20 protein-coding genes are annotated in these 24,283 nt (G+C 47.4%); 15 read left to right on the top strand and 5 right to left on the bottom strand.

Annotated elements, in window-relative coordinates; translation table 11 throughout:
• Window positions 1-2 precede the first annotated feature (2 nt).
• The 15 genes from Q0882_RS03415 to Q0882_RS03345 all read left to right on the top strand — a co-directional run bounded on the left by Q0882_RS03415 (window position 3) and on the right by Q0882_RS03345 (window position 19,559).
• Entirely contained in the window at window positions 3-1,466 is a 1,464-nt protein-coding gene (locus tag Q0882_RS03415; RefSeq protein WP_299178094.1) for a UDP-N-acetylmuramoyl-L-alanyl-D-glutamate--2,6-diaminopimelate ligase, read from the top strand.
• Complete coding sequence (murF, locus tag Q0882_RS03410; RefSeq protein WP_299178092.1) at window positions 1,463-2,833, top strand: UDP-N-acetylmuramoyl-tripeptide--D-alanyl-D-alanine ligase; 1,371 nt, start codon at window positions 1,463-1,465, stop codon at window positions 2,831-2,833. The genes Q0882_RS03415 and murF overlap by 4 nt, the downstream gene beginning before the upstream one ends.
• A gap of 6 nt (window positions 2,834-2,839) precedes the next feature.
• Window positions 2,840-3,922 carry a phospho-N-acetylmuramoyl-pentapeptide-transferase gene (gene mraY / locus Q0882_RS03405; protein WP_299178090.1) on the top strand — a complete coding sequence of 361 codons (1,083 nt, stop codon included), beginning with the start codon at window positions 2,840-2,842 and terminating at the stop codon, window positions 3,920-3,922.
• A 15-nt stretch (window positions 3,923-3,937) separates the two neighbouring features.
• Window positions 3,938-5,287, top strand: a complete 1,350-nt coding sequence (gene murD / locus Q0882_RS03400; protein ID WP_299178088.1) for a UDP-N-acetylmuramoyl-L-alanine--D-glutamate ligase — start codon at window positions 3,938-3,940, stop codon at window positions 5,285-5,287.
• Window positions 5,287-6,528, top strand: coding sequence for a putative lipid II flippase FtsW (ftsW, locus tag Q0882_RS03395; RefSeq protein WP_299178086.1), 1,242 nt, complete (start codon window positions 5,287-5,289; stop codon window positions 6,526-6,528). Before murD ends, ftsW begins: the two co-directional genes overlap by 1 nt.
• Window positions 6,525-7,616, top strand: coding sequence for an undecaprenyldiphospho-muramoylpentapeptide beta-N-acetylglucosaminyltransferase (murG, locus tag Q0882_RS03390; RefSeq protein ID WP_299178084.1), 1,092 nt, complete (start codon window positions 6,525-6,527; stop codon window positions 7,614-7,616). Before ftsW ends, murG begins: the two co-directional genes overlap by 4 nt.
• Window positions 7,616-9,058, top strand: coding sequence for a UDP-N-acetylmuramate--L-alanine ligase (gene murC / locus Q0882_RS03385; RefSeq protein ID WP_299178081.1), 1,443 nt, complete (start codon window positions 7,616-7,618; stop codon window positions 9,056-9,058). Before murG ends, murC begins: the two co-directional genes overlap by 1 nt.
• Complete coding sequence (locus Q0882_RS03380; RefSeq protein ID WP_299178078.1) at window positions 9,058-10,005, top strand: D-alanine--D-alanine ligase; 948 nt, start codon at window positions 9,058-9,060, stop codon at window positions 10,003-10,005. Before murC ends, Q0882_RS03380 begins: the two co-directional genes overlap by 1 nt.
• Window position 10,006: 1 nt before the next feature.
• Complete coding sequence (locus Q0882_RS03375) at window positions 10,007-10,855, top strand: cell division protein FtsQ/DivIB (RefSeq protein WP_299178075.1); 849 nt, start codon at window positions 10,007-10,009, stop codon at window positions 10,853-10,855.
• A 6-nt stretch (window positions 10,856-10,861) separates the two neighbouring features.
• Complete coding sequence (gene ftsA / locus Q0882_RS03370; protein WP_299178072.1) at window positions 10,862-12,109, top strand: cell division protein FtsA; 1,248 nt, start codon at window positions 10,862-10,864, stop codon at window positions 12,107-12,109.
• A 91-nt stretch (window positions 12,110-12,200) separates the two neighbouring features.
• On the top strand, window positions 12,201-13,373 hold the full coding sequence (ftsZ, locus tag Q0882_RS03365; protein WP_299178032.1) for a cell division protein FtsZ: 1,173 nt from the start codon (window positions 12,201-12,203) through the stop codon (window positions 13,371-13,373).
• Between the two features lie 82 nt (window positions 13,374-13,455).
• Window positions 13,456-14,370, top strand: coding sequence for a UDP-3-O-acyl-N-acetylglucosamine deacetylase (gene lpxC / locus Q0882_RS03360; RefSeq protein ID WP_299178029.1), 915 nt, complete (start codon window positions 13,456-13,458; stop codon window positions 14,368-14,370).
• Window positions 14,371-14,579: 209 nt separating this feature from the next.
• The gene (gene secA / locus Q0882_RS03355) at window positions 14,580-17,312 is read left to right on the top strand and encodes a preprotein translocase subunit SecA (RefSeq protein WP_299178026.1); all 2,733 of its coding nucleotides are present in this window, start codon (window positions 14,580-14,582) and stop codon (window positions 17,310-17,312) included.
• A gap of 70 nt (window positions 17,313-17,382) precedes the next feature.
• Window positions 17,383-18,603, top strand: a complete 1,221-nt coding sequence (gene argJ, locus Q0882_RS03350; RefSeq protein ID WP_299178023.1) for a bifunctional glutamate N-acetyltransferase/amino-acid acetyltransferase ArgJ — start codon at window positions 17,383-17,385, stop codon at window positions 18,601-18,603.
• Window positions 18,603-19,559, top strand: a complete 957-nt coding sequence (locus Q0882_RS03345) for a Nudix family hydrolase (protein WP_299178020.1) — start codon at window positions 18,603-18,605, stop codon at window positions 19,557-19,559. Before argJ ends, Q0882_RS03345 begins: the two co-directional genes overlap by 1 nt.
• On the opposite strand, the gene Q0882_RS03340 is transcribed toward Q0882_RS03345, so the two are convergent.
• Genes Q0882_RS03340 through pilB form a run of 5 tightly spaced genes read right to left on the bottom strand, consistent with a single transcriptional unit; the run spans window position 19,540 to window position 24,181 of the window.
• Window positions 19,540-19,767 (bottom strand): DNA gyrase inhibitor YacG, encoded by a 228-nt coding sequence (locus Q0882_RS03340; protein WP_299178017.1) that lies wholly within the window; start codon window positions 19,765-19,767, stop codon window positions 19,540-19,542. The two genes, Q0882_RS03345 and Q0882_RS03340, sit on opposite strands and share 20 nt — an antisense overlap.
• A 13-nt stretch (window positions 19,768-19,780) precedes the next feature.
• The gene (gene coaE / locus Q0882_RS03335) at window positions 19,781-20,374 is read right to left on the bottom strand and encodes a dephospho-CoA kinase (protein ID WP_299178014.1); all 594 of its coding nucleotides are present in this window, start codon (window positions 20,372-20,374) and stop codon (window positions 19,781-19,783) included.
• Window positions 20,375-21,220 carry an A24 family peptidase gene (locus tag Q0882_RS03330; RefSeq protein ID WP_299178011.1) on the bottom strand — a complete coding sequence of 282 codons (846 nt, stop codon included), beginning with the start codon at window positions 21,218-21,220 and terminating at the stop codon, window positions 20,375-20,377.
• An 11-nt stretch (window positions 21,221-21,231) separates the two neighbouring features.
• Window positions 21,232-22,452, bottom strand: coding sequence for a type II secretion system F family protein (locus Q0882_RS03325; RefSeq protein ID WP_299178008.1), 1,221 nt, complete (start codon window positions 22,450-22,452; stop codon window positions 21,232-21,234).
• 16 nt (window positions 22,453-22,468) lie between these two features.
• Entirely contained in the window at window positions 22,469-24,181 is a 1,713-nt protein-coding gene (gene pilB / locus Q0882_RS03320; protein WP_299178006.1) for a type IV-A pilus assembly ATPase PilB, read from the bottom strand.
• Between the last annotated feature and the right edge of the window lie 102 nt (window positions 24,182-24,283).

Genomic DNA, 24,283 nt, shown 5'->3' with positions numbered 1-24,283 from the left:
TTGTGAAAATAAGTAAGACATTATCCGAAATTATACCTGAGTGGGTCGATATGCCTGACTCGGGTTTGATTGTGTCTGAGATTTCACAGGATAGTCGTGAAGTGGGTTCTGGTACTTTATTTATTGCTCGGTCGGGTTTGAAGCATCGAGGGGTGGACTTTGTCATTGGTGCCGTTTCGCAGGGAGCTGTTGCGATAGTTTTAGATGCATCAGAGAAATCGCTCTGTCCCGCCGTGGATGTGCCGGTTATTTTGGTACCAGATCTTGTGAACAACTTGGGGTTGATTGCTGCTCGTTTCTACGGTCATCCTAGTCAGCAACTGACCGTTATCGGTGTAACGGGGACTAATGGGAAAACATCCTGTGCGCATTTTATCGCTCAGGCTATGAACCATCTTGCGGTAAGAACCGCAGTGATTGGCACGATTGGGAATGGCTTTCCTGAGGAGTTGTACCAGGCGACACACACAACACCCGACGCAATAGGATTACAGAGATTATTTGCGGACTTAAAAGCGCAAGGGGCTGCAGCCATTGTGATGGAAGTTTCTAGCCATGCGCTGGAGCAGGGGCGTGTTGCAGAGGTTGATTTTGATTATGCGCTGTTTACCAATTTAAGCAGAGATCATCTGGATTATCACGGCTCCATGTCAGCCTATGGTCATGCGAAAAAAAGACTCTTTACCGATTATGAGCTGAAAGCTGCTGTGATCAATGGTGATGATGAATTTGGTCGCTCAATGTTGATTGATAACGCAATCAGATGCAGAAAGGTGTCGGTCGGGAGAACTCAGGGCGATTACTTGTTGGCAGCTTACCGAATGGCTCTGACTGGGATGGATGTTGAACTGAAAGCTAATCAGGGGAATCTGGCATTTGGCTGTGAGGTTGTAGGTGAATTTAATCTGGACAACCTATTACTGGTAACCGCTCTGCTTGTCGAACAGGGTTTTTCTGCTGATCAGGTTAAAACTGGTCTTACCTGTCTGCAATCTGTTCCGGGCAGGATGCAGGCTGTAGTAGTTGCAGAAAAACCGCTTGTCATCATCGATTATGCGCACACCCCCGACGCTTTGGAGAAAGCCTTGTTGGCTGTGCGAGCGCATACGTCTGGCGACTTATGGTGTGTGTTTGGTTGCGGTGGTGACCGGGATAGCGGGAAGCGTGCATTGATGGGTGAAGTTGCTGAGCGTCTGGCTGATCAGATTGTGGTGACTAGTGATAATCCACGATCAGAGGTGCCTGAGAGCATTATTCAGATGATTTTGGACGGATGTAAAGAGAGCCTCCCTGTAGTGCTACCTGATCGGGAAGAAGCGATCAGATTTTCCCTGAATAAAGCCGAAATAGGGGATGTGGTATTGATTGCAGGGAAGGGGCATGAAGATTATCAAGAAGTAGATGGGGTGCGAACACCTTTTAGTGATCATCTGTTAAGTCGGGCGATACTAGAGGGCGCAGCATGATTGGAATTTGGGATCTGCAGACTCTTGTAGAACGATTTGGTGGAGCTGCCACGTCTAATGTGAGCTTCTCTGGTGTCAGTACAGACACGCGAACCATTAAACCGGGTGATCTTTTTGTTGCGTTGGTCGGGCCAAATTTTGATGGTCATAACTTCATTGAGGATGCTGCTGATAAAGGTGCGGTTGCGGCTGTTGTAAGCCATGAGATCAAGGGGTTGAAACTGCCACAGTGGCAGGTTTCGGATACCCGCATTGCGTTGGGCAATATAGCCATGGAGAACCGACAACGATTCAGTGGCAAATTGCTGGCGGTGACTGGAAGCAGTGGTAAAACCACGGTGAAAGAGATGCTTAACAGTATTCTTTCACAAGGCGCAGATGTATTAGCGACCAAAGGCAATCTAAATAATGATATTGGTGTGCCTTTGACCCTCTTTGAATTAGGGGAAACGCATCAGTACGCAGTGATTGAGCAGGGTGCGAGTGCGATAGGTGAGATTGGATACACAACCGCGATCTCCCGGCCTGATATCGCCATTTTAAATAATGCGATGGGTGCTCATCTTGAGGGGTTTGGGTCATTACAGGGTGTTGTTGAAGCTAAATCAGAGATCTTTTCTCAACTAGAGGCGACTCAGGGAACGGCAATCATCAATCTGGATGATCCTAATGTATCTTTCTGGTTAGAAAAAACCAGGGGGAGTAAACGGATGACTTTCTCAGCGATGGGAAAGGCTGCGGATCTGACCGCCAGTGATCTTAAGCCTTCCGATAACGGTTGTTACAGTTTTTGCTTACATCACGGTGTTGAATCGAGAACTATTCGGTTGAAGGTGATGGGCCAGCACAATGTTGCCAATGCGTTAGCAGCGGCAGCAGCTACGTGGGCTTTAGGACTGGGGCTTGATGAAATCGTAACCGGTTTGGAGCGTTTTGTGGCGGTTGAAGGTCGTATGAAAACCCATAGAACGTCACAAGGTGCGTTATTGATTGATGACAGTTATAACGCAAATCCAGGGTCTGTAAATGCAGCAATTGATCTGCTGGTGGACCTACCCGGAGATTCGGTGTTGGTCTTAGGTGATATGGCTGAATTGGGGGCTGATGCCGCCGAGCAGCATGCAAAGGTAGGCTGTCGGGCAGCGCAGAAGGGGGTTGGTCGTCTTTGGGCGACTGGCGCGCTGTCCCGGCACTCTGTTTCTGCCTATGAGGCAGAGGCAGGCAATCATGGACGATATTTTGAAACGAAAGAGGCGTTAATCGCTTCGTTAAAAGAGATCGATGATCAGAGCTTAAATATTCTGGTCAAAGGGTCACGAAGTGCGGCAATGGATCAGGTGGTTAGGCATCTGATGAAAGGGGAATAGAGGGCAATGCTACCACTGTTAGCAGAATTTTTATCAGAGTATTACAGCGGCTTCGCAGTATTTCAGTATCTGACGCTGCGTGGGATCTTCGGGGTGTTGACCGCACTGTTGATCTCACTGCTGGTTGGTCCGTATATGATCAATAAGCTTCGCAGTAATCAGATCGGTCAGGCTGTTCGTGATGACGGCCCGCAAACCCATCTAAGTAAAGCGGGTACTCCTACCATGGGCGGGGCGTTGATTCTGGTGGCTATAGCGATCAGTACATTGCTTTGGAGTGATCTACGGAATGGCTACGTCTGGATTACACTGGGCGTTACGCTGATTTTTGGCGCAGTGGGCTGGGTTGATGATTACCGTAAAGTGGTTGAGAAGAATCCCCGAGGTTTGCCTGCTAAATGGAAATATCTGTGGCAGTCAGTGGGTGGGCTAGGTGCTGCAGTTCTTCTGTATCTGATGGCTTCCACGCCCGCTGAAACTTCATTATTGATTCCTTTTTTGAAAAATGTGTCTATTGAATTGGGCATCTTTTTTATTGTTTTTACCTATTTTGTCATTGTCGGCAGTTCCAACGCAGTCAATCTGACGGATGGCCTTGATGGTCTGGCTATTTTACCTACTGTGCTAGTGGCTGGCGCCTTAGGTGTTTTTGCATACCTGTCCGGGAACATTAAATTTTCAGATTACCTGTTGATCCCCTATGTGGCGGGTTCAGGGGAGTTGATCATTTTCTGTGGCGCCATCGTCGGAGCTGGTCTGGGATTTCTATGGTTTAACACATATCCCGCTCAGGTATTTATGGGGGATGTTGGAGCGCTATCACTGGGTGCCGCGCTAGGTGTGATCGCCGTGATTGTTCGCCAGGAGCTTGTTTTGTTCATCATGGGTGGGGTTTTTGTAGCGGAAACCGTCTCGGTGATCCTGCAGGTTGCATCATTCAAACTGACGGGGCGAAGGATATTCAGAATGGCCCCTCTGCATCACCACTTTGAGTTGAAAGGCTGGCCTGAGCCTCGGGTTATAGTCAGATTCTGGATTATTACAGTAGTTTTGGTGCTGATCGGTTTAGCATCGCTCAAGATTCGCTAGAAAAAAGGGAAAGGCATGAGTTTGATCGCCAGTGACACATTTACCATTGTAGTCGGTTTAGGCAAAACCGGATTGGCGTGTGCACGGTTTTTAGCGAGAAAGGGGGTGTGCTTTTCAGTTGTCGATAGCCGTAACCATCCGCCGGGAGCGGATGAGCTGAATGCTGAATTTCCTTCGGTGGAGCTTCATTGTGGTGATTTCGATCCTGAATATCTTGCTTCTGCCAGCGAGATCATCTTGAGCCCTGGGGTTGCTCAAAGTGAACCTGCCATTCAAAAAGCTGTATCGGAAGGGGTGAAATTAAGTGGGGATATCGATCTATTCTGCAGAGAGGTATCGGCTCCGATCATCGCTATCACAGGATCGAACGCGAAGAGTACGGTTACCACGCTGGTTGGCGAGATGGCCTCAAAGGCTGGGCTGGATGTTGGGGTTTGCGGCAATATAGGAACCCCTGTTCTTGAGATGTTGGATCAACCTGAGAAAGATCTCTATGTAATGGAGCTATCCAGCTTCCAGCTTGAAACAACAAATGATCTGCGTGCAGAGGTAGCCGTAGTACTGAATGTGACGCCGGACCATCTGGATCGCTATGATTCGATGCAGGACTATTACAAGGCCAAACACCGTATTTTCCGAGGCGCAAAACGGGTAGTGGTTAACAAAGATGACAGCCTGACTATGCCTCTGATGCCTAAAGGTGTAGAGCAGACTGGCTTTCATCTGGGGAAACCTGACCTGAAAGATTTTGGGCTAATCGTTGAATCAGAAGAAGTTTGGCTCAGTTTTGGTCTGAAGAAATTATTACCGGTTTCTGCTATGAGGTTACGTGGCAGCCATAATGTGGCAAATGCGCTTGCTGCGTTGGCGTTAGGGCGTGCTGCTAGTCTGCCGATGGAAGCGATGCTGGATGCGTTGAAATCGTTCACTGGATTACGGCATCGTTGTGAGTGGGTGGCTGAAAAGTTCGCAGTTACCTACTTCAATGACTCCAAAGGTACCAATGTAGGTGCCACAGTGGCTGCATTAAAAGGGCTGGGAGAAACACTAACCGGCAGTAACAAAATTGTCCTGATTGCAGGTGGTGAAGGTAAAGGCGCCGAATTTGGGGAGCTGGATGCGCCATTATCAAAGTATGGTCGTGGCCTGGTCTTTATAGGAACTGATGGGCAACGCCTTGCAGACAGTTGTGGCGAAATAGATAAAGTGTTTGCAGAGGATATGTCTCAGGCTGTGATAGAAGCGACCGGTATGGCACACCCAGGAGATATTGTTCTTCTCTCACCAGCATGTGCCAGTTTTGATATGTTCAGTGGTTTTCCGGCGCGTGGTGAAGCATTTGTTCAAGCGGTGGAGTCTCTCTGATGGGATTGCTTACCCTGGAGTCATTAACTGCACGTTTGGAACGTTTGATTCCTCGGCGTTTCACATCGCCTGTAAAACTTGAAGAGCGAATATTGCCGTTTGATCCTTGGGTGTTAGCTAGTGCAGTTGCTCTGATATTAATCGGTTTTGTGATGATCAGTTCCGCATCACTTGATGTGGCGATGAGAAATAATGGAACACCATATTTCTACGTTGTCCGGCAAGCGGCTTTTATCGCTATTGCTCTTATCGGTGCTGTTGTTGTTTGGAATATCCCGATGGGCTTGTGGGAGAGGACGGGGCATTGGTGGATGATAGCCGCAGGATTACTTTTGATTCTAGTGCTGGTTCCAGGTATCGGGAAAGGGGTTAATGGTAGTAATCGTTGGTTGCCACTTGGCCCCATTAACCTGCAGGCCTCAGAGGTCGCTAAATTTTGCATGGTGATGTATATGGGGGGATACCTTGTCCGACGCTTGCATGAGGTGCGTAGTAGTTGGAAAGGGATCGCAAAACCAACTTTGCCATTAGGCATTTTTTGTATCCTGCTCTATTTCGAACCCGATTTTGGCGCGTTGGTTGTGCTAATGGGGACCGTGATGGGGATGATTTTTCTGGGAGGGATGCGATTTTCTCAATTCCTGATGGTTATCAGTGGTGTCATCGCTCTTTTGGTTGCCGTCGTGGGATTACAACCCTACCGGGTTGCACGATTACAAAGCTTCCTTGATCCGTGGTCAGATCCTTTTGGGACTGGCTATCAGCTTTCTCAGGCGCAGATTGCGTTTGGTCGTGGCGAGTGGTTTGGTACAGGGTTGGGCAATAGTGTACAGAAGCTCTTTTATCTACCTGAAGCGCATACGGATTTTGTGTTCTCTGTTCTTGCTGAAGAGCTTGGTTTTATTGGCGCAGCGATGTTGATAATTATCTATGCGGTTTTGGTTGTAAATATTTTCCGTGTAGGTCGCCGTGCTGAGAAAGTGAAGTCATTTTTTAACGCTTATGTCTGTTATGGCTTTGCAATTATCTTTGCGGGCCAGGCACTTATTAATATTGGTGTAAATGTAGGGGCTTTACCAACCAAAGGGTTAACCCTGCCGTTAGTGAGCTACGGAGGCAGTAGTTTATTGGTTAGTTGTGTAATGCTGGCTGTTGTATTGCGAGTAGATTATGAGCTTAAAACTCAATTATCGGTCCGGAAAAAATCCGCTTCTGAAAAGCATGGGGATAAGGCCGAATGAGCAGATATAAAAATAAAGTAGCCTTGGTTATGGCGGGGGGAACTGGAGGGCATGTGTTTCCTGCTTTGGCGACCGCAGAGAAATTAAAAGAGCAGGGCGTACATGTTGAGTGGTTGGGTTCCAGACACGGGATTGAGGCTGAATTGATTCCGGCAGCAGGGATTAAATTGCACTCTATCGATGTAAAAGGGCTGCGTGGACAAGGGAAGTTAAGTCTTCTGCTAGCGCCATTTAAACTGATTTTGGCATTGTGGCAAGCTTTAAGCGTCGTACGCAAAGTTAAGCCGGATGTCGTTCTTGGAATGGGTGGTTTTGCATCTGGTCCGGGAGGTCTGGCCGCATGGTTATTGGGTATACCGTTGATCATCCATGAGCAAAATGCAGTGGCGGGAATGACTAATAAAGCCTTGTCCAAGCTGGCAAAGCAGGTCTTGGAAGCTTTTTCAGGCGCTTTCGATACGAAATTAAAAACCCGGTCCGTTGGAAACCCGGTGCGCGGAAGTATTTTACAGATGCGCTCCCCGGAAGAGCGGATGGATCTTAGAGACGGTCCAATAAGGTTATTAGTAGTGGGTGGCAGCTTGGGTGCTCAAGCAATCAATGACCTGCTACCGGAAGTCCTGGCTGAGATTCCTGAAACGCAACGACCTGAAGTGTGGCATCAAACCGGTAAGCGAAATATTGAAAAAACATTAGAGCGCTATCGAAGCGTTGGAGTTGAAGGGTGTAAGGTTGTTCCCTTCATTGAAGCGATGGATGAGGCCTATGCATGGGCAGATGTCGTGCTGTGCAGGGCGGGAGCGCTGACGGTGAGTGAGCTGAGTATTGCAGGAGTCGCTTCTGTTTTGGTGCCCTTCCCCTTTGCAGTAGATGATCATCAGACTAAAAATGCTGCTTACCTTGCAGACCAGGGGGCAGCTGTTTTGATCCAGCAGTCTGAACTCAGTAAGACGGAATTGAACCGTTTATTAACCGAACAATTGAATCGGCGTGAGACGCTGATTGAGATGGCAAAGAAAGCACTATCACTTGGTAAACCTGATGCAGGTGACATTGTGGCGAAAGCTTGCCTTGAGGCGATTAAATAATGAAACAGCAGAATGCTTTTACCCGATTTGAAATTCCAGAAATGCGCCGAATCGGTCGTATTCATTTTATCGGTATCGGTGGTGTGGGTATGTGTGGCATTGCCGAAGTGCTTCTGAATCAGGGTTATCAGATTTCAGGTTCAGATATCAAAGCGTCTGCAACAACGCATCGCCTTGAGGGACTTGGGATGAGTATCTTCATTGGGCATGATGAAACAAACATTGAAGGTGTCGATGTGGTCGTTGTGTCGACTGCTGTGAACGAAGAAAACCCTGAAGTTAAAGCCGCGCGTAGTAGGCGTGTACCGATTGTACGTAGGGCAGAGATGCTCGCAGAATTAATGCGGTACCGTCATGGTATTGCGGTTGCGGGTACGCACGGCAAGACCACAACCACGAGCCTGTTGGCTTCAATTTTTGCAGAAGGTCAACTGGACCCAACGTTTGTTATAGGGGGACGGCTCAATAGTGCTGGTACCAATGCGAAGATGGGGACCAGTCGTTACCTTGTAGCTGAAGCCGACGAAAGCGACGCCTCTTTTTTGCATCTACAGCCGATGGTTGCGATTGTAACCAATATAGATGCAGACCATATGGAGACCTATGAGAATGATTTCTCGCGCCTGAAAAAAACCTTTATTGAGTTTCTGCATAACCTGCCATTTTATGGCTTGGCGGTTATGTGTGTGGACGATCAGGTTGTTTGCGAGATCATGCCCGAAGTCAGTCGCCCTATGTTGACATATGGGGTTTCTGAAGACGCGGATTACCGTGCCGAGAATATTCGTCAGGAGGGGATGTGCACCCGATTTACTGTGAAGCGGCCAGATGCTCACGAAGATCTTGAGGTATCCCTGAATATGCCGGGTCATCACAATATGCTCAATGCATTAGCAACCATTGCAGTTGCAACGGATGAGGGTATCTCTGATGAGGCGATCTGCAGTGCCCTTGAAAAATTCGAGGGAGTTGGGCGTAGGTTCCAGGTCCTGGGTGATATCCCTGTGCAAGGTGGGGATGCAATGCTGGTGGATGATTATGGTCACCACCCGCGAGAGGTTAACGCGGTAGTCAAAGCGATTCGTGAGGGCTGGCCAGAAAAGCGTCTGGTTATGATCTATCAGCCTCATCGATATAGCCGTACGCGTGATCTTTATGAAGACTTTGTGGAAGTGCTGGCCGAAGTGGATGTTTTGATTCTCTTAGAGGTCTACCCAGCCGGTGAAGAGCCGATTGCCGGGGCTGATAGCCGGAGTTTGTGTCGCAGCATACGGCTCAGAGGAAAGCTCGATCCCGTGTTTGTCAGTGACAAGGAAACAGTTGCTGATGTGTTAAAGGGGATTCTTGAGCCTGAAGATCTGCTTTTAACACAAGGGGCAGGTGATATCACAGCGTTGGCACACCAATTAAAGCAACTGTCGTTGGTTGAGGAGAGCGAGTAATGGGCTTTCAGATTGATGAGAAGTTGAAAGCTGAGTTTGGCAGAGTTGCCGTGATCTTTGGGGGGAATTCTGCTGAGCGACCTGTCTCATTGAAAAGTGGTGCAGAGGTATTGGCTGGTCTGCTCCGTGCAGGGGTGGATGCGTTTGGAATTGATCTCTATGGAGAGCAGGGGGATAGTTTGCCTCTGCAGCAGCTGCAGGCTGAAGAGTTTGATCGTGCATTTTTAATATTGCATGGGCCTATTGGTGAGGATGGCACGTTACAGGGTGCGCTTGATCTGATGGGTAAACCCTATACAGGGAGTGGCGTTTCCGCCTCTGCAATAGGTATGGATAAATTGAGGACGAAACAGCTTTGGATTGGCGCGGGTCTACCAACTCCCAATTTTGCTGTTTGTAGTGCTGAACAGAACCTGCAGGAGACAGTGGATAGTTTGGGTTTTCCGCTGATTGTTAAGCCTGCACATGAGGGTTCAAGTATTGGCATGAGTAAGGTGGATAGCTTAGCGGCTCTAAAACATGCATTAGAGACCGCTGAATCTTTTGACCGTAGCGTTATTGCTGAGAGTTGGATGAGTGGAGATGAGTACACCGTTGCGATCTTAGGGGGGGAAGCGCTACCGCCTATTCAGCTTGTGACCAACCATGAATTTTATGATTTTGATGCTAAATATCTCGCTAATGATACACAGTACCGTTTTGATCATGGTCTGACGTCTGAACAGGAGCAGCAGCTCAAGAAACTTGCAGAACAGGCATTTTCAGCTGTTGGGTGTGACGGCTGGGGTCGAGTTGATGTGATGCAGGACAGTGAGGGTAATTTCCAGTTGCTTGAGGTCAATACGGCACCGGGAATGACTGATCACAGCTTAGTGCCTATGGCTGCCAAGGAGCAAGGCATAGGCTTTGATCAGTTGGTTGTAGAGATATTGAGATCGGCGTGTTGAGATGAAGCTCTTTAGCTTTACGCAGGAAACTGACCTCTCTGATGAGGAAGCGGCGGTAAAGCCCAGAGGTGCTAGTCGTGATAGAAGAGAAGTAGCTAGTGAATCTGAAGAGCGATCGAATGCTCTGGAGTCAGACCGCTGGTGGCAGCCATTTTGGACCTTCTCTGCGCTTCTGATTTTTATTGGGGTGCTATGGAGCTTAGGGGATCATCTCTGGCGATGGTTGGATCGTCCGGTATCTGAAATTGAGGTGGTTGGTACAACTCAGCATCTGGATAAGCGCGCCCTTGCTGCAGATATAGCCGCAGGCTTAGATGATGAACTGTTGGATGTTGATATTGCTTCAATTCAGCAGCTAGTAAGCGAACATCCCTGGGTAAGGGTGTCTGCAATCAAGCGAGATTGGCCAGCAAAGTTAAGGGTGATGATAGAGGAAGAGGTACCGGTTGCCCGTTGGGGCGAGCGAGGTTTACTTAACCATCAGGGTGATATTTTCTGGCCGGAATTGAAAGATGAATATAGGACGCTGCCTCGTTTAAGTGGGCCGTCACCGGATACTGAACGGGTTATGTCACAATTTCATGACCTTAATCAGATGTTTCGGCCGGCAGGATTGAGTGTTGTGAGCCTTGATCTTGAACCTCGGGGCGCTTGGCAGATTGTGTTGGACAATAATATCAGGCTGATTGTTGGACGTGAGTCGGTTAATCAGCGTTTACAACGTTTTTTGGTGTTGTACCAGTCAAAGCTCTCTCAGAGAGCGGATGAGATAGAGCAGATAGATATTCGCTACACCCATGGGGTAGCGGTTAAATGGCGTGAAAAAACCGATGATGAAAATGCAGGATAAAACATAATGAGTGCTTCGATGGATAACAATATGGTTGTTGCGCTGGATATTGGCACCTCCAAGGTCCTTTGCCTGGTAGGAGAGATCGATATCGATGGCACCATCGAAATTATCGGTATTGGTTCGCACCCCTCACGGGGACTTAAAAAAGGGGTTGTGGTCAATATCGAGTCAACAGTGAGCTCTATTCAGCGTGCTGTTGAAGAAGCTGAACTGATGGCGGGCTGTAAAATTCACTCAGTGACCGTGGGTATTGCCGGTAGCCATATCAGTAGCCTTAATTCACATGGGATTGTTGCTGTCAGGGATCGAGAGGTTACCGAGTACGATCTTGAAAGGGTGATCGATGCTGCTCGTGCGGTGGCTATTCCGGCGGATCAGAAAATCCTGCACATACTTCCGCAGGAGTACGAGATTGACAGTTCTGAAGGGATTAAAGAGCCGTTGGGTATGTCAGGCGTCCGGCTGGAAGCAAAAGTGCATCTGGTAACCGGATCAGTAAATGCGGCACAGAATATTGAAAAGTGTGTCCGTAAGTGTGGGTTGGAAGTTGATAATCTGGTCTTGGAACAGCTTGCATCCAGTTACTCTGTTTTGACTGAGGATGAGAAAGAGCTCGGTATCTGCATGGTTGATATTGGAGGGGGGACCTCTGATATTTCAATCTTTACCGGGGGAGCTATTCGCCATACCGCTGTTATCCCTATCGCAGGTGATCAGGTAACAAATGATATTGCCATGGCGTTGCGAACACCGACTCAGCATGCTGAAGAGATAAAAGTGAAATACGCCTGTGCATTGGCGCAGTTGGCTGCTGGTAATGAGACAGTGAAGGTCCCGGGAGTGGGTGATCGACCTGCACGAGATCTGTCCAGGCAGGCGCTGGCGGAAGTTGTTGAGCCGCGTTATGAGGAACTGTTCAACCTAATTCAGGCTGAACTACGTCGTAGTGGTTTTGAGGATCTGGTGGCCGCAGGCATCGTTCTGACGGGTGGGACCTCCAAAATGGAAGGTGCCATTGAGCTTGCTGAGGAGATCTTTCATATGCCGGTCAGGCTGGCTACTCCGCATGGGGTAAGAGGTATGGAGGATATTCTGTCCAGTCCAATTTATGCCACCGGTATGGGGTTGTTGCAGTATGCCCGGCAGGATCATGTGAGAGCCAGCGAAAATACCGCTGAGGTTGAAACCGTTTCTCGACCTCATCTGAGCGTATTAGAAAAGATGAAATCATGGTTTCAGAGTAATTTCTGAATCCAAATGAAATATATTGAGTTTATGCGATCAGAGATACCTGATCGCCTATTAGGGAATAATGCTTGGCAGAGCATTAGAGGAGCTAACAATGTTTGAACTGTTAGATAGCGTTCCGCAAAATGCCGTTATTAAAGTCATAGGTGTTGGCGGTGGAGGCGGTAACGCTGTAAAACACATGGAGAGTGGTGATCTTGAAGGTGTGGAATTTGTTTGTGCGAATACTGATGCACAGGCACTTTCATCCATGTCTTCCCAGACAGTCATACAGTTGGGGAATACGCTGACTAAAGGTTTGGGAGCCGGCGCGAACCCAGAAGTTGGCCGTCAGGCAGCTATGGAAGATCGTGACCGTATCGCTGAACTGCTTCAGGGTGCGGATATGGTATTCATAACCGCTGGCATGGGAGGGGGTACCGGTACCGGTGCTGCACCGATCGTAGCTGAAGTGGCCAAGAGCATGGGGATTCTAACAGTGGCTGTTGTCACTAAGCCGTTTCCTTTTGAGGGCAGAAAGCGAATGAGCATCGCGATTGAAGGTATCAAGGAGCTGAGAGAGAGCGTTGACTCACTGATCATTATCCCTAATGAAAAGCTGATGCAAGTGTTGGGGCGGAACTGCTCTTTACTTAATGCCTTTCAGTCAGCAAATGATGTGCTGAAAGGGGCAGTTCAGGGCATTTCTGACCTGATTACACGCCCGGGAATGATCAATGTGGATTTTGCCGATGTGCGTACGGTTATGTCTGAGATGGGCATGGCTATGATGGGTACAGGAGGCGCGCGAGGGGAGGACCGAGCAGCAGAAGCGGCTGAAAAGGCGATTAAGAGTCCACTGCTGGATAATGTCGATCTTCGTGGTGCAAGCGGTATTCTGGTCAACATTACTGCAGGCATGGATCTCAGCCTCGGAGAGTTTACCGAAGTAGGTAATCAGATCGAGGAGTATGCATCTGAAAATGCGACGATTGTTATTGGGACAGTGATCGAACCGGAGATGTCAGATGAGATCAAGGTTACTGTTGTTGCGACAGGTTTAGATAAGCCGCAGGAAAATATCCGGCCAGTTGCTGAGGGAGTCAAGAAAAACGACGGCACCTTGAATCTAGAGCAGATTGATCTGCCAACGGTGTTGCGTAGGAAAAAAAATGAGGCATTAGAGGGGCCTGCAAAAGCGCAGGATGATCTCTTGCAGCAGACCGGAACTGAGGGGGAATCAGCCTATCTTGATATACCTACGTTCCTTAGAAAGCAGGCGGACTAAAGGGATTTACCTTTCTAAAAGGTAATTTCTTTGTTAATATCGCGCGCTAGTGTGGCCCACTTTAAATTTTTTGGCAGAAAGCATGATTAAGCAAAGAACTCTTAAGAACAGTATTAAAGCAACAGGCATCGGTTTACATACAGGTCAGAAGGTGTATCTGACACTGAAACCTGCCCCTGTAAATACAGGTATCGTTTTCCGTCGTGTCGATCTTGACCCTGTGGTCGAGATTCAGGCGCACGCGCACAATGTTGCTGATACTACGCTGTCGACCAATCTTGCCAAAGATGGTGCGCGCATAGCAACGGTAGAGCATCTGCTTTCTGCAATGGCTGGCTTGGGTATCGACAATGCGTTTGTTGAGCTCAGCGCTGAAGAAGTGCCAATTATGGATGGTAGTGCTGCGCCGTTTGTTTTTCTGATTCAATCTGCCGGATTGGAAGAGCAGGATGCGCCAAAAGAGTTTATCCGTATCAAGAAAGAGGTCACTGTTGAAGCGGATGGTAAGTCTGCAACGTTTAAGCCTTTTGATGGATTTAAGGTTGGCTTTAAAATCGATTTTGATCACCCTGCATTTGAAGGCCGCAAAATGGAATCCTGTCTGGATTTCTCAAGCACCTCATTTGTGAAAGAGGTGAGTCGTGCACGTACCTTTGGTTTTATGAGTGATTACGAATACCTGCGTTCACAGAATCTTGCTCTGGGCGGTAGTTTTGATAATGCTATTGTTGTGGATGACTATCGAATCCTGAATGAAGATGGTCTTCGCTATGATGATGAGTTTGTGAAGCATAAGGTTCTGGATGCGGTCGGTGACCTTTATCTTCTGGGTAAAAGCCTGATTGGTGAGTTTTACGGAGACAAATCTGGTCACTATCTCAATAATCGCCTGTTGCGTGAGCTGTTAGCAAACGAAGAAGCTTGGGAAGTAGTGACTTTCGAAGATAATGAAGAGGGTGCGCCTATCTCCTATCAGAAGCCAGTTTTAGCTGTCTGATACCAAACCTTCTTTCAAAGAAAACCGAGCTGATCTGCTCGGTTTTTTTTTGCCTGATGAAGTGGTTTTGGATGTTTTTTGTAAGGTTTTTTTTATTTGCCCTTTTAGATTCATTTTCTGCCCCCAATAAAGGTAGAATGCTGAGTTAATTTGCCTCCGTTAATCTAAACGGACTAAAGATTTTAGACTTCACGGGTATAAGTCGAGATATGCTGACAGGACTGTTTAAGAAAGTTTTTGGTAGTAAAAATGATCGTGAATTAAAACGTATGGGAAAGATCGTTAAAGCGATCAATGCGTTGGAAGTCGATCTGGAAAAACTAACAGATGAGGAGCTCAAGGCTAAGACAGTTGAGTTTCGTCAGCGTTTGGATGAGGGGGCACCTTTAGAACAATTGCTTCCTGAGGCGTTTGCTGTGGTACGTGAAGCGTCCAAGCGAGTGATGGGCATGCGCCACTTTGATGTACAGTTGATCGGTGGCATGACCCTGAATGACGGCAAAGTAGCTGAGATGCGTACGGGTGAGGGTAAAACACTGGTTGCGACTCTGGCTGTATACCTGAACGCCCTTCCTGGCGATGGTGTCCATGTTGTGACGGTGAATGATTATCTTGCCAGTCGTGATGCCGAGTGGATGCGTCCACTCTATGAAGCTCTGGGGCTCTCAGTAGGTGTTGCCCTGTCAGGGCAGGATCCGGAAACTAAACGTGCAGCCTATGCAGCAGATATTACCTACGGAACCAACAATGAGTTTGGTTTCGATTATCTGCGTGACAATATGGCTTTCAGTACCGCTGAGAAAGTTCAGCGTGGGTTTAACTTTGCGGTTGTGGATGAGGTGGACTCGATCCTCATTGATGAAGCACGTACTCCGTTAATTATTTCTGGCCCCGCAGAAGATAGTTCTCAGCAATACATCACCATTAATAAACTTATTCCTCAGCTGACAAAATTTGACGGTGAGATCGATCCTCAGGATGAATCTCAGGAGATCAATGAGCATTTTGCTGTTGATGAAAAGAATCGCACCGTGGAGCTGACTGAAGCGGGGCATGCTGCCGTTGAAGAGCTGCTAACTAAAGAGGGGTTGCTAAGTGAGGGCGAGAGTCTCTACGCCCCTCAGAATCTTAATCTGTTACACCATGTCCTGGCGGGTTTGCGTGCTCATAACCTGTATCAACGCGACGTAGACTATATCGTTCAGAATAATGAGGTGGTGATCGTCGACGAGCACACCGGTCGTATTATGCAGGGCCGTCGTTGGTCTGAAGGGCTGCATCAGGCGGTGGAAGCTAAAGAGGGCGTCTCTGTTCAAAATGAGAGCCAGACATTCGCTTCTACGACCTTTCAGAATTACTTCCGTCTGTATCAGAAGCTGTCAGGTATGACCGGTACCGCGGATACAGAAGCCTTTGAGTTGCGTCAGATTTATGGATTAGATGTTGTTGTTATTCCGACAAATAAGTCGATTGCTCGTAAAGATGAAAATGATCTGGTGTACCTGACGGTTGAAGAAAAGTATGAAGCGATCGTCAAAGAGATTCGTGCTTGCCAGGAAGCAAAACGTCCAGTGCTTGTCGGTACAGCATCGATTGAATCTTCAGAGCTCATCTCCTCTTTGCTGAAGAAAGAGAAGATTACTCATAATGTCCTTAACGCGAAAAATCATGGTCGTGAAGCTTCGATTATTGCTCAGGCGGGTCGTCCAGGGGCTGTCACCATTGCAACGAATATGGCAGGTCGTGGTACCGATATCGTTCTGGGCGGTAAGCTGGAAGCGGAAATTGCAGAGCTGAATAATCCTACAGAGCAGCAGGTTGCTGAACTGACGGCAGAGTGGGAAGAGCGCCATCAACAGGTGCTGGATAATGGTGGTCTGCATATTGTAGGTACTGAGAGACACGAATCACGCCGTATTGATAATCAGTTGAGGGGGCGTGCGGGTCGTCAGGGTGATCCTGGATCTTCTCGTTTCTTCCTCTCTCTGGAAGATGATTTGATGCGAATTTTTGCTTCTGATCGTGTGCGTCAATTGATGCAAGCTCTTGGGATGGAGCGTGGTGAAGCGATTGAACACAAAATGGTAAGTAACGCGATCGAGAAAGCACAACGTAAAGTGGAAGGGCGTAACTTCGATATTCGTAAGGCGCTGCTTGAATATGATGATGTCGCGAATGATCAGCGTACGGTTATCTACGAACAGCGTAATGATCTGATGGCAACCGATGATATCTCAGAAACGATTGATTCTGTGCGTGAAGAGGTTATCGCTAATAAATTCAGTGAGTTTGTGCCTCCTCAGAGTTTGGAAGAGCAGTGGGATATTCCCGGCCTTGAAAAGGCGATTGAGAATGATTTTGCAGTTAAGGTCCCTGTTCAGCAATGGCTGGATGAAGATGATAGTTTGCACGAAGAGACCCTGCATCAGAAAATTCAGGATACTATCTTAGAGGTCTACAAGCAGAAAGAAACGCAGGTTGGTGAATCGACCATGCGTAATTTTGAAAAACAGGTGATGTTGCAGGTGCTTGATACCTTATGGAAAGAGCATCTACAAACAATGGATCATCTGCGTCAGGGTATCCATCTGCGTGGCTATGCACAGAAGAATCCTAAGCAGGAGTATAAGCGAGAGTCGTTCCACCTGTTCCAGGATCTTCTTGAAAATATCAAAAGGGATGTTATTCGTATCTTGTGTCATGTGCAGGTTCAGCAGCCAGAAGACGTCGAGGCGATGGAGCAGCAGAGACGTGAGCAGGCAGAACGCCAGAAGATGGACTTCAAGCATGACCAGAGCTCTGCAATGGCAAAAGAACCCGAGGAAGATGAAGCTCAGCAGCCTGAAACCTTTGTTCGTGAAGAGCGAAAGGTGGGGCGAAATGAGCCTTGTCCCTGTGGTTCAGGTAAAAAATACAAACAGTGTCACGGTAAGCTGTCTTAAGCTGCTGATGTAATAAAGAAAAAACAGAAAGCAGCCATAGGGCTGCTTTTTGTGCCTTAGGAGAGAAGTTATGGCGGTAGGTCCGGCAACGTTTCCAGAAGTAATGCTCCCAGTCGCTGGGTTTAGATTAGGTACTACCTCTGCTGGGGTGAAAACACCCGGCAGGAAGGATCTGGTGCTGATGGAGTTGTGTGAAGGTGCATCAGTTGCAGGTGTTTTTACACAGAATGCTTTTTGTGCGGCACCGGTTCAGATCTGTAAGCAACATCTTGCGGTAGCGTCTGCCAGATATCTGGTCGTTAATACCGGCAATGCTAACGCAGGTACCGGTGAAGAGGGTTATCAGGATGCTCTCAAAACCTGTCAGAGGGTAGCGGATCTATCTGATATGCCGTTGCAGACGGTTTTGCCATTTTCGACCGGTGTCATTGGTGAAAAACTACCGGTAGAAAAACTGGTTGCAGCCATGCCCATTGCTTTTGAAAACCTGTCTGAAGATGGATGGCAGGCGGCGGCTGAAGGAATTCTCACAACTGATACACGTATTAAAGGAGATTCGATTCAGTTTGAGTATCAGGGGCAGTGTGTAACCTTGACCGGTATTTCGAAAGGCTCGGGCATGATTAAACCAAATATGGCAACCATGCTGGGTTACGTTGCTACGGATGCACAGGTTGAACCTGAGCTATTGCAATCGTTGTTGGTTGAAGCAACTGATTGCTCGTTTAATCGCATTACAGTAGATAGCGATACCTCTACCAACGACTCCTGTATGTTAGTGGCAACAGGGCGATCAGGGGTAGAAGTTTCAGCAGGTAATGAAGAGTTGCTTAGTCTGTTTGCAGGCGCGCTAAAACAGCTTATGCAAAGCCTTGCTCATGCAATCGTTCGAGATGGTGAGGGTGCGACCAAATTTGTAACTGTGAAAGTTGAATCTGCAGCGACACAGAAAGAAGCGTTGGATACTGCATTTGATATCGCTCATTCTCCGCTGGTTAAAACTGCTCTGTTTGCTTCCGATCCTAACTGGGGGCGGATCCTTGCAGTGGTAGGCCGCGCAGGTATTGAAGATCTGGATTTGAATAGCTTAGAAATCTATCTGGGTGATGTGTGCATCGTCAGTCAGGGGGGGCGTGCTTCTTCCTATACTGAGGACGCGGGTCAGGCGGTAATGGATCAGGAGGAGATTCTGATTCGTGTCGTACTTAATCGTGGGGATGTGACAGAAACAGTCTGGACGACCGATCTGTCACATGACTATGTCAGTATCAATGCCGATTATCGTAGTTGATGGCTGGTAGCATTGTACATGTAGCAGCTGCGGTTATCCGAAATGCAGATAACCAGATTCTGATCGCTCGGCGTTCTAAAGAGCAGCATCAAGGGGGACTGTGGGAATTCCCCGGTGGCAAAGTTGAGGCGGGAGAGCCGGTTACTGTAGCCCTTCAGCGTGAGTTACATGAGGAGCTGGGGATCTGTGTGTCTGCATGCAGGCCACTGATTCAGATACCTTATCACTACCCTGATAAATCAGTACTTCTTGATGTCTTTGAGGTGACCGCCTTCAGGGGGCAAGCCTGGGGGCGTGAGGGGCAGCCTATCTCTTGGGTGGATCCGCAATCTCTGGAGAATTACCGTTTTCCGGCTGCGAACAAGCCTATTTTGGATGCTTGTCTTTTGCCGCAAAAGATCGCTGTGACCCCTTTCAATCTTGATTACAGTAAAGTGATCTCATACATTGAGAGGGTGGCCCTTCAGGGGGCTGATGCGCTTATGCTCAGGCTTAATGGGATAAGTGATGTGTCAGAGCTTGAAAATAAAGCCATCAATCTAGTCAGATCAGTACAGCGCTTTTGCGAGGATAAGGGGTTGTTCTTATCAGTCAATACCTCTTGCGATATTGGTAATCTTCTCGGTCTAGATGCGATCCACCTTACGGCTGAACGCTTGAAATCATTGACGTCGCGTGAAGAGTTTTCTGGGCGTTGGCTCAGTGCTTCTACACACGATCGGTATGAGGTAGACGAGGCGGTAGGTGTAGGTCTTAACTTTGTGACCTTGTCACCGGTCTGTGAAACCCGCTCCCATCCAGGGGCGAAGGTGTTGGGTTGGTCGCTTTTCTCCGAGATTGTTTCTGAGGCATCGGTACCGGTTTACGCGCTGGGGGGGGTGCATCTGAATGATCTGGGGAGTGCCCATAATTTTGGTGCGCAGGGGATTGCTGCTATTAATGCATGGGTGAAATAGAAGGTCTGTCCCGATCTATCTGATCTTCATTTTCTGAGCTACTAAAGTCACTGGCAGATGTTGATTCGGGTATGGTGTATTCCTCATTTGCCCAAGCGCCCAAGTCTATAAGCTTACAGCGTTCACTGCAGAATGGGCGGAACTTGTTGCGACTGTCCCAGAGCGACATCTGTTCACAAGTAGGGCATTTGATTTTAGTATCGGGCATCTGGTCTATACCTTTATAGAGCGTTGATAAGCGTTTTATGTAGTTGCTTGAGTTTTTGTTCAAGCGAGGCCAGATCTGAATCATTACAGATAATCGTATCTGCGTTGGCTAGTCGCTCCTCTCGAGGCATTTGTGCTGCAATTATAGCTTTAATTTGCTCTTCATTGTTATTGTCGCGAGCAGTAGCGCGAGCCAGTTGAAGTGACACAGGTACATCAATCACAACAATGTGATCAACCAATGTTTTTTGGTCAGTCTCCAGCAGCAGAGGAGAAGCGAGAATAGTGTATGGGCTGCTCGAGCTATTTAAATGTGCAATTATTCTCTGGCGAATAATTGGATGGAGGAGTGATTCAAGCCATTTACGTTCTTCAGGAGAAGCGAAAATCTTCTTTCGAAGCTCTGCCCGGTCTAAATATCCCGAAGAAGTGATGATTGATGAGCCAAAATGGCAGGCTATTTTATCCAGAGCGGCCTCACCCGGTTCGACCACCTCCCGAGCAACCACGTCTGCATCAATGATATCTATTCCCAGCTTCGCTAGGTAGTCAGTTGCAACGCTTTTGCCGCTCCCGATCCCACCGGTAACTCCAACAATGAACGCCATCTATAAACCAATAAATTGAAGGTATGTGTGAGTAATATTTTCACCCCAGATAAGCGCAATCCAGCCTGCAATGGCTAGATAGGGACCAAATGGGATTGGAGTCTGGTGTTGATGATTACGTAAAAGAATCATCGCAATGCCGAATATAGCGCCTACCAGCGAGCTCAGGAGGATAATGAGAGGTATTTGAGATAAACCAACCCAAGCTCCTAGTGCGGCCAGTAGTTTAAAGTCACCGTATCCCATCCCCTCTTTTCCGGTGATCAATTTAAAAATCCAATAAACACTCCAGAGGCTAAGGTAGCCGGCCATGGCACCGTAGATAGCGGATTCAAGGGTGGTGAAAAAATTGAAATTATTTACCAATATGCCGAGCCAGAGCAGTGGTAGGGTAATACTGTCAGGAAGAAGTTGGTGATCTATATCGATGAAAATCAGGCAGATCAGACCCCAGGTCAGGAGTGCGACAGCCAGACCTATCTCATTAAAGCCAAATACATAGATTGAGAACGTAACACTCAGAGCTGAGAGCAGTTCAACAAAAGGGTAACGAAGCGGGATATGAACTTTGCACGCGGAGCAGCGCCCTCTTAGGAAAATATAGCTAAAGAGGGGAATATTCTCATACCATCGTATTCGATGATTGCACTTAGGGCAGGTGGAGGCGGGGTAAGAAAGGTTAAACTTTTCTGATTGGGTGCTTTCCTGGTTGTTACACATCGCTTCCCACTCTTTTTCCATCATAATAGGAAGTCGATGGATGACGACGTTAAGGAAACTGCCAACACACAGTGCAATTAAAAACGAGTAGGCGAGCGCCCACTCGATCGATTCAAAATAGCTCATATAGGGTATTCTTAAACAACATTACCCAGCTGGAAGATTGGCAGGTACATCGCAATCACTAGTCCACCAACAAGAACGCCGAGGACTACCATGATAAGGGGCTCTAGCAGGCTGGAAAGATTATCGACAGCGTTATCAACTTGTTCTTCATAGAAATCAGCTATTTTATCAAGCATCATTTCTAATGAGCCCGCTTCTTCGCCGATTGCTACCATTTGAACAGTCATATTGGGAAAAATACCTGTCATGGTGATTGCGTTTTGAAGTGATTGTCCAGTAGAAACCCCGTTTCTAATCTGGAGTATTGCATCACGGTATAGAGCATTACCACAGGCACCGGCTGTTGATTCAAGTGCATTTACCAATGGAACCCCAGCCGCAAAAGTGGTAGATAGTGTTCTAGCAAAGCGGGCAACCGCGGCTTCCTCTAGTATTTTGCCTATCACTGGAATTTTTAGCATTGCCTTGTCAACATTGTCGCTAAACTTTTGAGAGCGGGCCATTGCTTTTTTGAAAAGAAATCCCCCCAACACTGCTGTAATTAATACAACCCACCACCATTCTTGTGCGGTCTCAGATAATCCAATAACAAACTGAGTAAAAGCAGGAAGATCAGCGCCAAAACTGCTGAATACTGACTCAAATTGAGGTACGACTTTAACTAGAAGGATTGCTGACACGACAATCCCTACAACTATTACAGCTGAAGGGTAAGTTAAGGCCTTTTTGATTTTAGCTTTAAGAGATTCGAGCTTTTCTTTATAGGTGGCAATTCTGTCGAGCATCTGTTCTAGCGCACCAGATTGCTCGCCAGCATTTACTAGGTTGCAATATAAGTCATCAAAGTGATCGGGATATTTAGTTAGAGCTGTAGAAAAATCTAGTCCGCTATTAATATCATTCTTAATGGTGTAAACAATATCTTTTAGTTTTTGCTTTTCTATGCCTCCGGCAGTTATCTCTAAAGCTTGTAGCAGGGGGACGCCTGATTTAAGCATGGTAGCCATCTGGCGTGTAAAAAAGGCAATATCAACGGGTTTGATCGGTTTGTTTTTATCGCTAAATAAGCCAGCGCCTCGATCTTTTGCAACTTTTGCTGGAATAATACCCTGTTTTCTTAACTGCGCCTTAGCTAACTGAAGACTTTCAGCGTCAACTTTACCTTTGCTGCTGTTGCCTTGCTTATCTTTGCCTTTCCATACAAATGTTTGCAGTTTGGCTTCTTTGGCCATAACGCGCTACCCTTCCTCAGGTTTTAATAACTCGGTTCATCTCATCTAGACTGGTAATGCCTTCAGCCACTTTGGCTAATCCGGAGCGGCGCAGATTTATAAAACCCTGCTGTTCCGCTACTCTTAGTATATCCAGAGAATTGCCGTTCTCCATAATGATTTCTGCGACTTCGCTGCTCATTGGAAGCATCTCATAGATACCTACACGACCTTTATAGCCTCTGTTGCACTTGTTGCAGCCATCAAAATTAGCTTCATGTAAGTTCAACTCTTTAATCTGCTGCTCGGAAAAGCCTTCCTCTTTGAGGGTTATTTCAGGAAGAGCAAGAGGTTTCTTGCAGCTTTCACACAGTCTTCGGGCTAAGCGTTGGGCAATGATTAAGCTGACCGATGTTGCAATATTAAACGCCGGAACCCCCATGTTACGTAAACGTGTTAGTGTCTCTGGGGCACTATTGGTATGCAGCGTTGAAAGCACCATATGGCCCGTTTGAGCCGCCTTAATGGCAATCTCTGCTGTTTCCAGATCACGAATCTCACCCACCATGACTACATCAGGGTCCTGGCGAAGGAAGGCTCGAAGTGCTTCAGCGAAGGTGAGGCCAACTTTGGTGTTGACATGGACCTGATTAATCCCTTCAAGATTGATCTCTACCGGATCCTCGGCAGTCGAAATGTTACGCTCTTCCGTATTAAGGATATTGAGACCAGTATATAGACTGACCGTTTTACCACTACCGGTAGGTCCGGTTACTAAAACCATTCCTTGGGGACGGTGAAGCGTATTGAGGTAGAGGTCTTTTTGATGTTCAGTGAAACCCAGTGCTTCCACCCCCATCTTTGCACTGCTTGGATCCAGAATACGCAGTACGATTTTTTCACCCCAAAGGGTTGGGAGGGTATTTACACGGAAATCGATCGCCCGATTTTTGGATATCTTCATCTTGATGCGACCATCCTGAGGCACACGCCGTTCAGATATATCCATTTGGGACATTACCTTCAAACGTGCAGATAGTCTTGAGGCCAGATTGGATGGCGGCTTCGCGATCTCTTGAAGGATACCGTCAATACGGCTGCGGATGCGATAACTTTTTTCGTAAGGTTCAAAGTGAATATCGGAAGCGCCGTTTTTGATTGAATCCAGCAATATTTTATTAACAAACCTTACAATAGGTGCGTCATTTGCAGCATCCTCAGCAGATTCCTCTTCTGACTCTTTCGGTGTCGCATCGTCGATCTCAAGGTTATCCAGATCACTGTCTTCGAGATCATCCAGAGCAGACCCCTGATCATCCAGGAAAGAATCGATCGCTTTGCTTAGTTTGTCCTCTTCAACAATAACCGCTTCAGTCGTGATACCGCTTTGAAATTTAAATTCGTCCAGAGCTTGAATATTGGTGGGATCGGATATTGCAACAAATAAACGGTTCTCACGTTTTTGTAGCGGTAGGGCATGATGTTTTGTAATCAAACTATCATTGATCAGCCCTTGAGGCAGGCTGCTCATATCGAGGGCATCAAGGTCCAGTAGAGGGATTCCAAACTCTTCTGAGGCTGCTGCTGCTGCTCTGTATGCACTGACAAGTCGTTGTTCAATAACATAGGAGATAAAAGTCTGCTGTCTTTCTCTGGATTGCACGGCTGCATCCATCGCGACTTCCGCTGAACACACCCCTTCATTGACTAATCGTTTGGCTAAACCGCTGAGTGGTTGGCTTGGCTGCAAAATTTTAACCCCTGTTTCAATCCATGATGCAATCGGAATGCTCTATGCCTAAAAATAGCATTTGCATGGTGATTTGAAAATGCGCATTATACGGATTCTTGT

It is taken from the genome of uncultured Neptuniibacter sp. (assembly GCF_947498015.1).
Taxonomy (GTDB): domain Bacteria; phylum Pseudomonadota; class Gammaproteobacteria; order Pseudomonadales; family Balneatricaceae; genus Neptuniibacter.
This window is presented reverse-complemented; position numbering and strand designations above follow the sequence as displayed.

Excerpts from the sequence above, each read along its gene's own strand:
- Q0882_RS03325 (WP_299178008.1), bottom strand. The coding sequence starts at position 22,452 with ATGGCCAAAGAAGCCAAACTGCAAACATTTGTATGGAAAGGCAAAGAT.
- lpxC (WP_299178029.1), top strand. The coding sequence starts at position 13,456 with ATGATTAAGCAAAGAACTCTTAAGAACAGTATTAAAGCAACAGGCATC.
- ftsA (WP_299178072.1), top strand. The coding sequence starts at position 10,862 with ATGAGTGCTTCGATGGATAACAATATGGTTGTTGCGCTGGATATTGGC.
- murD (WP_299178088.1), top strand. The coding sequence starts at position 3,938 with ATGAGTTTGATCGCCAGTGACACATTTACCATTGTAGTCGGTTTAGGC.
- murF (WP_299178092.1), top strand. The coding sequence starts at position 1,463 with ATGATTGGAATTTGGGATCTGCAGACTCTTGTAGAACGATTTGGTGGA.
- ftsZ (WP_299178032.1), top strand. The coding sequence starts at position 12,201 with ATGTTTGAACTGTTAGATAGCGTTCCGCAAAATGCCGTTATTAAAGTC.
- murG (WP_299178084.1), top strand. The coding sequence starts at position 6,525 with ATGAGCAGATATAAAAATAAAGTAGCCTTGGTTATGGCGGGGGGAACT.
- ftsW (WP_299178086.1), top strand. The coding sequence starts at position 5,287 with ATGGGATTGCTTACCCTGGAGTCATTAACTGCACGTTTGGAACGTTTG.
- Q0882_RS03345 (WP_299178020.1), top strand. The coding sequence starts at position 18,603 with ATGGCTGGTAGCATTGTACATGTAGCAGCTGCGGTTATCCGAAATGCA.
- secA (WP_299178026.1), top strand. The coding sequence starts at position 14,580 with ATGCTGACAGGACTGTTTAAGAAAGTTTTTGGTAGTAAAAATGATCGT.
- Q0882_RS03330 (WP_299178011.1), bottom strand. The coding sequence starts at position 21,220 with ATGAGCTATTTTGAATCGATCGAGTGGGCGCTCGCCTACTCGTTTTTA.
- Q0882_RS03380 (WP_299178078.1), top strand. The coding sequence starts at position 9,058 with ATGGGCTTTCAGATTGATGAGAAGTTGAAAGCTGAGTTTGGCAGAGTT.
- Q0882_RS03340 (WP_299178017.1), bottom strand. The coding sequence starts at position 19,767 with ATGCCCGATACTAAAATCAAATGCCCTACTTGTGAACAGATGTCGCTC.
- mraY (WP_299178090.1), top strand. The coding sequence starts at position 2,840 with ATGCTACCACTGTTAGCAGAATTTTTATCAGAGTATTACAGCGGCTTC.
- Q0882_RS03375 (WP_299178075.1), top strand. The coding sequence starts at position 10,007 with ATGAAGCTCTTTAGCTTTACGCAGGAAACTGACCTCTCTGATGAGGAA.
- coaE (WP_299178014.1), bottom strand. The coding sequence starts at position 20,374 with ATGGCGTTCATTGTTGGAGTTACCGGTGGGATCGGGAGCGGCAAAAGC.
- murC (WP_299178081.1), top strand. The coding sequence starts at position 7,616 with ATGAAACAGCAGAATGCTTTTACCCGATTTGAAATTCCAGAAATGCGC.
- argJ (WP_299178023.1), top strand. The coding sequence starts at position 17,383 with ATGGCGGTAGGTCCGGCAACGTTTCCAGAAGTAATGCTCCCAGTCGCT.